Source organism: Paracoccus alkanivorans (assembly GCF_003697785.1).
GTDB classification, from domain to species: Bacteria; Pseudomonadota; Alphaproteobacteria; order Rhodobacterales; family Rhodobacteraceae; genus Paracoccus; species Paracoccus alkanivorans.
Genome location: NZ_QOKZ01000026.1, coordinates 1 through 12503 on the forward strand (window position 1 = coordinate 1; position 12503 = coordinate 12503).

General features: G+C 52.3%; 13 protein-coding genes, 1 tRNA gene and 1 pseudogene. 6 read left to right on the top strand and 9 right to left on the bottom strand.

Annotated elements, in window-relative coordinates:
- Positions 1-48: 48 nt before the first annotated feature.
- From C9E81_RS22380 to C9E81_RS22390, 3 genes are all read left to right on the top strand, one after another.
- Positions 49-125: transfer RNA gene (locus C9E81_RS22380), tRNA-Met, on the top strand.
- A 587-nt stretch (positions 126-712) separates the two neighbouring features.
- Positions 713-1174, top strand: coding sequence for a lysozyme (locus C9E81_RS22385; protein ID WP_243698782.1), 462 nt, complete (start codon positions 713-715; stop codon positions 1172-1174).
- An 89-nt stretch (positions 1175-1263) separates the two neighbouring features.
- Entirely contained in the window at positions 1264-1665 is a 402-nt protein-coding gene (locus C9E81_RS22390; protein WP_122114571.1) for a hypothetical protein, read from the top strand.
- A gap of 93 nt (positions 1666-1758) precedes the next feature.
- On the opposite strand, the gene C9E81_RS22395 is transcribed toward C9E81_RS22390, so the two are convergent.
- From C9E81_RS22395 to C9E81_RS22410, 4 genes are read right to left on the bottom strand one after another with little or no spacing between them, the layout of a single operon-like run.
- Positions 1759-5799, bottom strand: a complete 4041-nt coding sequence (locus tag C9E81_RS22395; protein ID WP_122114572.1) for a hypothetical protein — start codon at positions 5797-5799, stop codon at positions 1759-1761.
- 1 nt (position 5800) lies between these two features.
- Positions 5801-6226: a hypothetical protein gene (locus C9E81_RS22400; protein ID WP_122114573.1), complete on the bottom strand. Its 426-nt coding sequence runs from the start codon at positions 6224-6226 to the stop codon at positions 5801-5803.
- The gene (locus tag C9E81_RS22405) at positions 6223-6624 is read right to left on the bottom strand and encodes a toxin-activating lysine-acyltransferase (RefSeq protein WP_122114581.1); all 402 of its coding nucleotides are present in this window, start codon (positions 6622-6624) and stop codon (positions 6223-6225) included. Before C9E81_RS22405 ends, C9E81_RS22400 begins: the two co-directional genes overlap by 4 nt.
- 21 nt (positions 6625-6645) lie before the next feature.
- Positions 6646-7194 (bottom strand): hypothetical protein, encoded by a 549-nt coding sequence (locus C9E81_RS22410; protein ID WP_122114574.1) that lies wholly within the window; start codon positions 7192-7194, stop codon positions 6646-6648.
- Between the two features lie 558 nt (positions 7195-7752).
- Between C9E81_RS22410 and C9E81_RS22420 the strand changes: the two genes are divergently transcribed.
- Positions 7753-8643 (top strand): sulfotransferase domain-containing protein, encoded by an 891-nt coding sequence (locus C9E81_RS22420; RefSeq protein WP_122114575.1) that lies wholly within the window; start codon positions 7753-7755, stop codon positions 8641-8643.
- Entirely contained in the window at positions 8633-9115 is a 483-nt protein-coding gene (locus tag C9E81_RS22425; protein WP_122114576.1) for a hypothetical protein, read from the top strand. The genes C9E81_RS22420 and C9E81_RS22425 overlap by 11 nt, the downstream gene beginning before the upstream one ends.
- Before the next feature lie 140 nt (positions 9116-9255).
- Here C9E81_RS22425 and C9E81_RS22430 read toward each other — a convergent pair whose 3' ends face one another.
- The 5 genes and pseudogenes from C9E81_RS22430 to C9E81_RS22445 form a co-directional block, all read right to left on the bottom strand.
- Positions 9256-10143, bottom strand: a complete 888-nt coding sequence (locus C9E81_RS22430) for a hypothetical protein (protein ID WP_122114577.1) — start codon at positions 10141-10143, stop codon at positions 9256-9258.
- Between the two features lie 366 nt (positions 10144-10509).
- The gene (locus C9E81_RS23480) at positions 10510-10713 is read right to left on the bottom strand and encodes a hypothetical protein (protein WP_243698783.1); all 204 of its coding nucleotides are present in this window, start codon (positions 10711-10713) and stop codon (positions 10510-10512) included.
- A 302-nt stretch (positions 10714-11015) separates the two neighbouring features.
- A pseudogene (locus C9E81_RS23745) lies at positions 11016-11147 on the bottom strand (DUF4123 domain-containing protein); the annotation flags it as partial.
- 377 nt (positions 11148-11524) lie between these two features.
- A complete protein-coding gene (locus C9E81_RS22440) occupies positions 11525-11755 on the bottom strand; it encodes a conjugal transfer protein TraD (protein WP_122114579.1) in 231 nt (76 codons plus the stop codon).
- A gap of 1 nt (position 11756) precedes the next feature.
- Positions 11757-12083, bottom strand: coding sequence for a conjugal transfer protein TraD (locus tag C9E81_RS22445; protein ID WP_243698784.1), 327 nt, complete (start codon positions 12081-12083; stop codon positions 11757-11759).
- A gap of 172 nt (positions 12084-12255) precedes the next feature.
- On the opposite strand from C9E81_RS22445, the gene C9E81_RS22450 reads away from it, so the two are divergent.
- A partial coding sequence (locus tag C9E81_RS22450; RefSeq protein ID WP_147457649.1) for a MobA/MobL family protein occupies positions 12256-12503 on the top strand: 248 nt, incomplete at its 3' end.

The window sequence follows — 12503 nt, forward strand, 5'->3', positions numbered from 1 at the left end:
CAGGGCAGAGCACCCTTGTCGGACAAAAACTGACAAAAGCTCAATTGGCGCGGGGTAGAGCAGCCCGGTAGCTCGTCAGGCTCATAACCTGAAGGTCGTAGGTTCAAATCCTACCCCCGCAACCAATGCCAGCATAACTCGCTGATCGTGCAAATATAACAATACCTTAGGCGGTGATTGGCGAAGCCGATCTGCATGGCCGGTCGAACGCCGACCATATCAAACATTGGCTATGGTAGCTACATGGTCGCCTATTGACAGATCCGCGACATTTTGCTCCGCGAGCTTTGGTCGATATCAGCACTTTGCCGGTATGAGCCAAGCGCCCCGTGTTCTCACACAGGGCGCTCGATTTTTACGGGGGAACATGAACAACAAATCTGTCGAATGGAGTACCTGCACCTGGTCATGCCGTCACCGCATCCGGGAATATCGTTCGCCTGACTCTCAATACTGCCCCCGCACCAGGCTGGCGCTGGACCTATCCGATCGGTGGAATACACGACGGCCCGGCAGGATGAGCGGCTGATCCTCGACAGCCTGCGCAAGATCGAGGCGAAGATCGATCGGGGGCCATAATCGTGAAGGGACCGGGGCAGGCTTATCACCCATAGGCCTGCACTGACCTCCCTACTTTTGCTGTTGATAGTTCCACATAGCATATCGGCTTTCTTGCCACCAAGCCCGCCAAAAGGCGGGCTTTTCTCATCTCATGGAGAACATCATACTTCAGTTCCTGTCCACGCTTCTGGCGTGGCTGAAATCGCTTGTCTCGACGAAACGCAAGGCTGCGACCACAACCGGCACTGCCGCGATCCTGGCCGCCGCTGCAGCCTTTGTCGGTCCCTGGGAAGGTGAACGCACCGAAGCCTATCTTGATAGCGTGGCCAGCCCGCCTGTTTGGACCGTTTGCTATGGCGAGACACGCGGCGTGAAGGCAGGGAATCGATACAGCTCGGCCGAGTGTAGCGCGATGCTGATGGAGGCCTTGGACGAATTTCGGGATCGGCTGATTACGTGCATTCCCTCCCTGCCGCAACAACCCGAAGGCGTCCAGGTCGCGCTGGTGTCCTGGTCCTACAACGTGGGCACAGGTGCCGCCTGCAGCTCGATGCTGGCTAAGCGCGCCAATTCTGGCCGATGGCGAGATGCCTGCAATGAATTGCCACGATGAAACTGGCCGGCGGCCGGGTTGTCCAGGGCCTCGTGAACCGCCGCGCAGCCGAACAGAAACTTTGTCTCTCAGCTATTGGAGGTTAAGCCATGAGTATCATCGACAGCATCCAGAACATCCTGCAACCGATCATCGTGGACTATGCCGCATGGCTGATCCTCGGGGCGCTTGGATGGTTCTTCCGCCGTCTGCCCGAGCGGTGGCGGATCGAAATCGAAGCCAAGCACCGCGAAGCGCTGCACCGGGCTCTCCATAGCGGTGCTGAACTGCTAATCGACACCATACAGAAACACCCGGCTGTCGCCGTTCCGGATCGCGCGATCGGCGAGATCGTGGATTATGTGCGCATGTCGGTGCCCGGCGCGATCCGCAGGCTGGGGCCGTCGCTGGAACAGATGGCGCGGGCGAAGCTTCGGGAACGCCTGGATGCGATCACCGGCCGAGATCGGTTGACGGAGGCCCTGGAGCGCGCGGGGGCGTGGTGGGGGTGAGGCGCGTGCTGCCCTACTGGTGGAAGAGGGTGCGGCGAAAAATGCCCACGTCAATGAAAAGCGCGGGCAGAAAAGGAAAGCCGTGCCCGATCGTCACAGGATGAAATCACCTGCTGTCAGGCCAGCCAAATCCCGCAGCTCGATGACGAAGTCAAAATCGCCATCACCGTTATTATCACCCCGGACGAAGACATCTTCACCCATACGCACATACCAGACGGAATTGGCCTGATTTCCATTCGTGCCTGAATATTTGAAGCTCTGGTCTCCGTCCAAATTCCTGTTGGCGTCGATGCCGCTCAGATCAAGTTCGTCCGTGCCCGACACGAAATCCGTGATGACATCGCGTTGCGGACCAAGCTTGCTGTCGGACAAGGCATTGAAGTCGAAGCTGTCAGCCCCCGCGCCGCCCGTCAGCAGGTCTGTCCCCGCATCACCCAGTAACCTGTCATTGCCGTTTCCACCCCAGACGGTGTCATTGCCGACACCGCCTCGGATGGTGTCATTTTGGTTGCCTCCGCGAATACTGTCGTTTCCGAGGCCACCTATAATCAGGTCACTGCCATCGTCGCCGTGAAGCGTATCATTGCCACCATTGCCGTTCAGCGTATCGTTCCCGAAGCCGCCAGCGACATTGTCATATCCGTAGCTGTCATTTTGGCTATCATCATGGAAGATGTCATCGCCATCCTGGAGCCGGATGACATCGCGACCATAGCCGCCCCAGACCGTATCGTTGCCGTCGCCGCCGTAGATCGTGTCATGCTGACCGCCGCCACGGATACTGTCGTTTCCAATGCCGCCGTTGACCAGGTCCTCTCCATTATCGCCGTGAAGCGTATCATTGCCGCCATTGCCGTTCAGCGTATCGTTTCCAAGGCCGCCAGCGACATCGTCATGTCCGTTCCAATCGTTTTGAGTATCGTCATGGAAGACATCATTACCGCCCTGTAGTCGGATAACATCGCGCCCATAGTCGCCCCAGACCGTATCATTTCCGTCGCCGCCATGGATTGTGTCGTATTGGCCGCCGCCATAGATCCTGTCGTTGCCATCGCCACCCCAGATAATGTCATTATCGTCATCACCGAAGAGCCGATCATGGTCGTGGCCGCCACGGATCTTGTCTGCACCGATGCCGCCCCGGATGGTGTCATTGCCACCATAGGTGCGGATATCATCATTGCCGCCATTGCCGTTAACGCTATCGTTTCCATCGGCCGTGAAGAAATTATTGCCGATGGAATCACCGGACAGATTATAGGGGTTGGCAAGACCCATTTCCCTAGCCTGCAGGAGAGTGGTTAGCCAGCCCGCGGCGAAGGCGCTGTCTGGATTGATGGCAATTTGCGTATCGATCTCGCTTTGGTTTTCCAAATAGCGATGATAATCATCGGCTATGGTTAAAGCCATGCCAATTGCTTGGAAAACATCGGTTTCTGCATATACCGTGTCTCCATATCTTGATTTCAAAAACTCTCTAAATTCCGCCCTGGTATGATCACCATTTTGCGCCATAAAATCGTTGTATAGTCTAGCAGTTTGATGCCATTCAGGTGGCACATATACTCCGTTTGTCGGAGTTGGAAATACGGGATTTGGACCAGTATTAATATGGTACCAGTTTAGAGCTCGCTCGATATTTTCCTCATAGCTTTTTGACGGCTCCGGATATTGGATTCCATGAGCATTTTCCGCATCAAAACTGTCTGCCCATGCGAGAGCATAACCATATATTGATTCCGCAGAATCAATCATCTTTGGGAGGCTCAACTTATTCAGCACCCTGACCGCTGCCATCTGCCCATCGTCATGACGCGCGTCAGCGACAGTGTTTACATAAGAATTTATATAGAGCGCTTGGAAATCATCGAATGTTTTTCCATTCTTTCCAGCGTTCTTCAATTGATCAACAAAATGTCCGATCGACCATTGCCCAATTTCATCATAATTGTTGGAGTTAGATTTAACAACATCGACAAATCCGTTGATTCCATCAACGTATTTCTGCGCAAGATCGCGTGCAAGCCCCTCATTTCCACCATCCGCAGAATAGGAATCGAGAATCTTGAAATGACCAGTATCCTTGTCAAATCCTATATGTGCAAAAGCCCGTGGTTCCGGCTCATCGCCGAAGAGTTCATCAAAGACCCTTCCAACAACGTAGCCTAAAACTACCCCAATAGGCCCGCCAAACTGCCCCGCGATCTCAAGAAAATTCACAAGTGCGCTAGTAATGACAGATGCAGCCTGTCCTTCAAGGGACTCGATTGGCGGTACGATTTCATGGAAAACGGCCGAGAAGATGATGTTCGAAACATTCACCGGTGTAAAATTATCGAAGGCATCGCCAGCGAACGCTCTATTAATCGTGTCGATTGAGGCATCGGAGAACCCGGTCGCAGTCAGAATATCTTGGAATGCATCTGTCGCGATCAGGTTTCCGGCTGCTCCGCGCAACACTTCGTTGATGCCATATGAGGTGAGGCGCTCAAAGATCGCACCATCTATCCCATCAAGCTCCAAACCCTCGAAAATTTCGCTGACGATCAGCTGATTGATAACCGAAATACTCGAATCGATGCCAGCAACGACAAAATCACCTCCCAAGTCGAGGAACGCACCGTCCGAAATGGTATCCAACTGTTCGAACACCGAGAAAGAGTTTCCGTCGACAGCAAATCTGTGGGCATAGCCCCCCATCACTTCGCCGAGATTGCCAAGGAGAGTATCGATAACGGTATTACCCGCAACGCGCTCGAAAACAGAACTGTCAGCATCGATGAAGGACTGGGCGAAAATCGGTGTCAGAGATTTGCCGACATCTTCGCCGAGTTGCTGCCCTTCGAGATCACTATTGACCACCCGGACCACGTTCCCATTCGCATCTTTTATGAACCGCTTGTAATAGAGATCGCCGTTCTTGTCATAGGCGGTCATTTCTCTGATTACCTGAACGGAATCCCCCGAAACGGTTCGCATCGAGACCTCGTACTCGACATTGCCGTTGTCGATATCGACAACAGCGAAATCATACTTCCCGTCGCCGTTGGTGTCTCTCAGATTTTGCAGGTTCTGCAATTCATGGTCTTCAAGAAAGTCGAGAACTGACCTGTTATGGACGCGAATCCCGCCAGCGATATAGGTATGCGTTTCGGCAACCTCGAAGTTATAGGTCTTCCAGCCTTGCGCCTGTTCTTCCTTGAGAATAGCATTTCCAGCAAATGCGATGGTCTGTGTCTGAGCTTCCTCGAACATTGAGGCGGTTTCAGCGCTATAGACGATACGTTCAGCCTTTGCGGTTACAATGCTTCCATCCGTATCGACGACACGAACAGTGCCTCCGCCCAGTTGTGCCATTTGGCCGATTTCCAGGTAGTCACCGGTTTCGGTCAAGAAGTGGTGGCCAGGCGTTGCAAGTAGGTCATCGCGTTCATCATCGAACGACAGGCGAATAAAGCTGTCAGTTGTGTTGGTGAACAGCTTGGTAACGGTCCGAGGTGCCAAGTTGCCGCCCTGGTCATGCGACAGGACAAGATCACCGTGGCGGATATACTCGATAGGTTTACGAGAGCCATCAGCGAGAGAGATCATAGTGCCGGCGGGGAAGCATTGTTCCGCACCAAAGACACTTTCGAATATCGCAGGAGGAGCATTCTTAATCGTTGAGAAAAAGTTCCCTGCAGCCTCCACTACATCACCTAAAAACTCATTCACCTCTCCTACAGCAACGCGCGCACCGACGCCTGTGATATATCCGTCTACTTGGCTTTCAATTGGCGCAAAATATTCGTCAATGGAATCTTTTATACCCGATTTAATCCTCTCCCACTCCTCCAATGAATAAGGCCCGTTATTGGAGGCTTGGGCAATCTGCGACCTTATCATGTTTGCCTTAATTTCAGAAAGGCCTGCAGAGATGGACACCAACTTCAACTGCTCAACATATGCGGCATCATGGTTGATATGAAGCGACCTAAAGAAGCCTTCCATTGTATATGGAAGGTTAGAAGTGTCCGACATGGTCTTAAAGGTACGTAACGCCAGCTTAAAATCTGCGGGCAAGTTCTTAGCATCTATCGCTATATCAAGCGCTTCATCAAACATATCTTGCAAAGGATCTGGGCCAGCCATATCAACGCAACCTTCTAGAGATTTCCAAAGCAGCGATAGCTAAAATATAACCTGTAGCTACCACCAAATAATTTCTGATCGCATCCATGGATAAGCTTGTCCATGGGGAGATAAAATTTGCCATAATAACACCAAAAAAAGAAATAAATAATACCGCAATGGTGTTCTTAATGTTGATTACAATATTAGCTATAAGCATTGAGGTGATCGGAAAAATTGAATAAAGCGCCACTTCAGCAGACCTAAAGGCGCTTAACCTGCTAAAATGCCGCATCATCTCATCAGATGTAAAGTCATTTTCTCGATCCATTCTTGCGATCATCTCAATATTATCATCGTACATAGTATAATATTTTATTGCGTAAAATATTACGAGCAATACCGTACTCATAAGGAAAATCACTGCTAACTTTTTGCCGGGCTTCACTTTTCCACATCCCTCGGAATATTTGATTTTTCAAAGAAGGTCTTTCTGAATGATTCGGATGGAGTAAATGGGGAGACACAGTCCACCACAGTTATTTTTTTACCCGATCGCCAGAATTTCAGATCATTCCCGGTTAACCCACTGCGATCAAGTGTTGCCGCAGCGTGCTCGTCTAGCGCAGCCCAGGTCAGAAACGCTACCGGCTGTTTGCCTTTTGAATACAGCTTAAACTGCCGCAGGATGATCGGTGGTAGGATTCGCCCCTCGATCATGCTGATAGGGAGGTTCTTGTAAGCGGGGTCCATCGACATCAACCAGACTGCTTGCCCAAGCACGGATGCAAAGGTCTTGTCATCTGTCAGGAATGTCGAAGCTCTATCGTCGTTCAGGTCAGCCATGGACTCGTTCGCCATCTTAAATCAACGCTTGCGCTTGAGGAGATAAGTTATCTCTGTTTGGTAAATGGGCACCCCAGTTCCCGGACTTGAAGACAGCCTCTTCGTTCCCAAAAAATAGAAGTCCGTGCCATCGACCGTAAAGCTATACTCAGACACGGCATCGCTAGAATCAGGATATCCGCTATTCTCTAATGCACGGCGCCAGATGCTACCGATCTCGTGGAAGGCTTTGGCGTCATCAGCCGGGACATTTACAGTGCAGCCTTCACCGGGCACGAAATTAATGCCCGTCTTGGACCCGAACAGGACATTGCCATCCGTACTATAGAAATAGTCCCCGGAGCGCAGGATCGCGTCTCGCTGCTGATATCCGAGGGCCTTCAAGTTGGCATAATCAGCTTTCTGTCCCAAGCCGGTGGAAATACAGGCCGGGATCAGGGCGCTGATCAGTGGGCTGTATTCGCCATTGATTTGAGCAATCTCTCTGTCCGTCAATTCCATGCCACATGCCGCAACGGTCACTGCGAGGATCGACATGCCAATTGTGGCGTGCAGGGTCTTTCTTATCACTTCACGCCTCTACTCTATACTTCTGTGCTTTCCTGGCGGCCGTTCCTCATCAGTCAGAGACCGTTATCAACCAGTAACGGCCGCCCAAGCGATTTGGCGTTATCGATCTCAGAGAGTCAATAGCTATAGAAACCTATTGCAGATATGAGGCGTGCGTTCGCTATCCACTAGGCTTGCGTGGAGTACGATGGCCTCATTGCCGCCTCGCAAGTTTGCCGATCTTCCGACCTCCATGGCTTCCAGCGCCTGATTTCCGCACGACTTTGTGCATCAGCAAAGCCATCGCCATCATCCTGCCGCTCAAAAATGCCAAACCATGGAAGCCGACGAGTGCCAACGCCCCTTCTCGCAACGAAATCCTTTGAGCGGCCCAATATCTGGGCTCTACGATCTGGAGGCCATAGAGCCCAAATCAGAGCTATAGCGCTGGGATCGCGGCGGGCAGCCTTCAGTAACAACGCACTGGGTCGGTGCTGGTTTGACTTTGACACCCTTATACCGATGCACTATTCGGTAAAACTGCTGAAGTAGCCTCACCCCAAGCACTAGGGACAACACATGAAGGGTATCGTCCACTGCATCGGCGCAGCTAAAGCTGGGACAACCTGGCTGTTCAGTCAGCTTTCAACCAGCCGAGACTTCTATTTTACCCCTGAAAAGGAGATACACTACTACTTCACTAGGTATGGAGATTTTAACAGACTCACAACGTCTGACAGGTTTACTAAGCTTAAGTGGTTCGTGGAGAAGTCTTCAATCAACTATCGCCATCCGCAGCCGGAGCCAGAATTTTACAGGAATTTCTATTTGTTTCAGAAAAACTTGGATTGGTATCTGAACTTTTCCAGAGGCCCTGTGACGGACAGTTGGTATAGAAGCTTATTCAAGGATGCAGAGGCCAATCAGTGGGTATGTGACTTCAGTCCGTCAACATCAAAAATTTCCGTCATCGGCATGAGGGCTTTGCGAGAATCTGACGAAAACGTAAAGATTATATATATGCTTCGCGACCCGATCGATCGCCTATGGTCTCACATAAAATTCCACGCCACTTGGATTGGAAAACTTGAAGAAGTGATGGCCATGACCACAAGCGAGAAAGTCAATTTTGTCAATAAATTCGACTTATTGTCTGACGGCATGTATGGAATAATCCTGCAAAAGCTTTATGAAGTTTTCAGCCCAGAGGATATCTTGCTCATCGACTTCGAGAAGGTCAAATCCGACCCTCATTCGGTACTGTTAGATGTTGGGAATTTTCTGAATGTAGAGAAACCGAAAGGAACCATGGAAATTTCTCAAGCCGTTAATACTAGCGCTCCCAAACCTATTGAAAATGACGTGTGCATGTCTTTCGGTCATAAAATCTGTAAAGATCTGGACATACTGCAGGGTTACGGGTTCCGGCCCGCCGCTGAATGGTATAAGCGCTTGCACGATGCACTCTGATTTTGAATCTCGCAGCAAGCCAGCAATTGTTTTGCTCGGAGTTTTTGTTGAAGATTTGATGGTTCTTTCGAACGAGATTGTTCAAGGCGGCGGAAGTGAGGCCGTAGTATGGCCAGGATCTGCGCGAGCTGCCTTATCTGGGATTTCTCCAAAAACAATTTTGGCCATAACATTAAGCGATAATGTCGAGGATCTGAGCGCGCTACTAAAGAAGGCGTTGGAACTTGAGGCTCATCTTTTGATAGTGAGCAGTGATCAAGTCGCTTTGACTCAAGAGATTATGGCGAGCGGTGTAAATATGGATGAGGCCCTGTCGTCAGCAAGCCAAATTTTGTCGCTAATTTTGGAGGCTGCGAAGCAAGCTAATGGAAGGGCCATTATGATCTCACATGAGGATATATATGAGAGCAAAAGTGATATTGTCCGGCATATCTTCCATCTGTGGCCAGAATTGATAGCGCGCCCAATTTGAGTTGAATTTGTTTTCGCTCAAGGAAGGTCCCGCGCGATGACAGCATCCCTCCCGGATCCGGCACGCGTGGCGAAGTCGGGTCCGGCAGTTTTTTGCCCGAAAGGTAGCAGAATGACTGACGGTAAATTGCTGCTACTGATCTATTCAGATAACGCCTCGGGTTTTCCGACAGCTAGTGCATAGTCCCGGTGGAACATGTGCCTGACCTCTGGCTGCAGCTGCACTACTGGAGCGAATTTCCCGAATTCTGATGTCGGAAAATTTTCAACAATGAACGTGTTCACAAGGTTGGATTTTTTCGGATTAACGATGGTCTGGTTGAGCATCGTGCAAAGCTCAACAGCCCGTTTTGAAGGGGATGGGTTGTGAACTTCACCAACTGTCGGATCCGGCAAAACACCTTCTAAACCGAGTGCGATAATGACATCGCGGACATAGTGACCAATCCCGTTTTCTTTGGCCGTGCTCATGGACACGACTTTCACGTCCTCCGGGGAGAACTGTGATTTGAATGCACTAACGGCGGTTTCCCATGAAAATCTATGCAGGCCCACTACATCCTTGTACCAGTGATCAAAGCTTCTGCCCTCACGGTGGCGATGCACGAAATGGGTGTAAGTCGAGATTATGAATTCGACATGGGGGCGGATCGTCAGCACGATCTCCGTTTTGTCAAAGGGATTTTGGGAGATGAGTTCTGCGGATGTCTCAGCGCGATCAATACCGCCGTATCCGAATTTCTTCGATGGCATGAAATCGTGGCAGAATGTTTCCTCGCTGACGATCACGGTATCGAACTGGCTTATGTATTTCTCGTAGAATTCAGCGGAAGCATGGGAAATGTCGAAGGGTTCGTCTGACCGATACGAGGCAAGGTAGGCGCCTAGATACGAGTGACCTCTGATGTCGCCAGGCAAGATAAGCCCGATGCCAGCCTGCTCGAGTTTTGCACGATTTTGCCGCAGAACATGCTGGATCGTTGATGTCGCTGTCTTGGGCGAACCTGGGTGAACGATGAGTTTTTTCATTTTTGATACCTGACAGATCTGGATAATTGAAGAATCGCGCTGTGGCCGTACGGAGTTCTGTTTAAGGCCGCCTAAGATTACAAGCGAAAACGCGCTCCTTCTGATGTGTGCATGTGTCGGATTAAGCCACACCGCCCATGATCCAGACAGGTCAACCGGGCTGTGAATGCGGCGGTATTGGCGCGGAAAAACCAGATGTTCAACCTCTGTCGCATTGTTCACTCCAACGCGATCACGGTTTTCAGGGCTGCCTGTAAAGCATTGAAATCTATAGCCCGGGTGACCTGCCCCTATTTCCTAATCATACAGTTGAAAACGCTGGAAACGCGAATTTCTTCCAGGAGCTGGGGTAAGCGCGGAGCCATCTCAGGCAGCCTTCATCGAAAAACTGTCAAACCGGTCCCGGAACGCCTGGAACCGATCTGCTTCCGGATCAGGCGCCCGGCAAATCTCTTTCAGCTTGCCTGTCGTGTCCCGCATCTCGAACTCCGGACCGTAGAACACCGACCATGCCGCAAAGAAATGCAGATGGGCATGTTTGCGGAAGCCGTAAGCCTCGAAGCGTTGCACGGCATGTTCCAAAGCCGCTTCGATAGCCTTGCGGGGCCGGTGCTCCAGTTCACGGGCAAAAAATCTGCCTGAATCTGGTCTGCCATGCGCCTGCGGCGTTCTGCGGCTCGTGCGCGGGCGATCGGATCGAAATCGGCAAAACGCAGATACATCGGCGCAATCGGAGTTTCGGCCATCTCCCCGGCCTCCGGCGAAAACCGGATATCCGTCTCGCCGTGGCGGAACACGTAATGCAGCGGCTTCCCGGCATCCGTCATCATTATGCGCCGCATTCGTGCGGCATCCCCGGCAATAACTGTCAGGAACGGGCGTAATACCCTGGGATCCCAAAATCGGAAAAACGGCATCTTCCCATCGTCGAGAACGGGCAGTTTGGTAAAACGGCGCAGATGTTTCTGCACGATCTCGAACGGTGTGTCTGTCCGTTTCGTCAATCAGCCAGTCGTCTCATGTCACGGTCATCTGTGTGGCTTTTAGACATAACATCGGGTCGAGCTCATAACTTGTCAATTCATGACCAAACTGCCAGTCTCTATTCCCATTCGCGAGAACGCTCAACGACGCCGAAAGGATTGCTCGGCTCACGACGAATGGAATTTTTCTGCAACAATAGTCGAACTACTGCCTCGCAGCATGGGGTTAAGCCGACCGGCGGGTTTGGGCCGACTTCGAATTCAGTTTGCCATCAGGGCTCCAACTGCGCTTCAGCCGATGACAGGTGGGTCAGTCTTCCTGCCTCAAAGGAGGGAATGTGGCAGAAAAAGACGAATGTCGTGGCAATTTACACGGCCCGGCCCGCGATCCAATTGGTTTATCTGTTGCGCGTTCCTCCAGCGAATGCTTCCTTTCCCTTTCCGGCCCATAGCTTTCGCGCCCGTTCACTGTCCTCGCTTTGGAGCTTGTCGGCCATCCAGATCAGCGCGCCGAGGATCATGGCGCGATCATCGCCGGTCAGCTCCACGATCCCGGTCTTGACCACGAGGCCGCCGAGCTCGATCAGGTGCTGTGTCCGCTTGCGGCGCTCGACCTGCCAGGATCGCATATCATGCTGCGCCCGTGCCGCCTGATGCCGGTGGCGCGCCGCTTTGTTGCGTTTGAGCGCTGCCGCCGTCGCGATCAGGCGGTTTTGCAGAGTACCGCGATTTACCGCGAAAGAACGCGTCCCCGCGCTTCGCCCAGGCCTCCTTTTTCCCAGTATCGGTGATTTCCGCCAGCGCAACCAGCGCCCCGGCCAGTTCCTCGGCGGTGAGCGCATCGGCCCCAGTGGCGATGACCAGTTCGCCCAATTGCTGCACCTTGCGGGCTTTCAGCTCCTTGGCCTTTGCCTCCAGCGCCTTCAGTTCCGAATCGAAATCCCGTGGTTTGCGCATGTCGTCCTCCATGAGTTGCTGATGGGACAATGATAACGGCGCCCCCGTCGGAAGGCTGTAGGGTCGCCGGGACGCTGCGGGACGGCCCGGTCCCGCCCGAGAATTTTTCGAGGAAGGGCGCGCTTATACGTCGTTCCGACGTGTGCCGCGACGGCATAGATCACCTGCCATCATGGCGATCTATCACCTCTCCGTTCAGGTCATCTCCCGCAAGACGGGCCGCAGCGCGGTGGCCGCGGCCGCTTACCGCGCGGGGGCGCGACTGCGCGACAACCGCCTCGACCGCGAGCAGAACTTTTCCAGGAAACGCGGCGTCGTGCATTCCGAGGTGCTGCTGCCGGAGAACGCACCGGAGATTTGGCAGGATCGCGAACGGCTGTGGAACGATGTCGAAGCCGTCGAGCTGCGGAAGGACGCGCA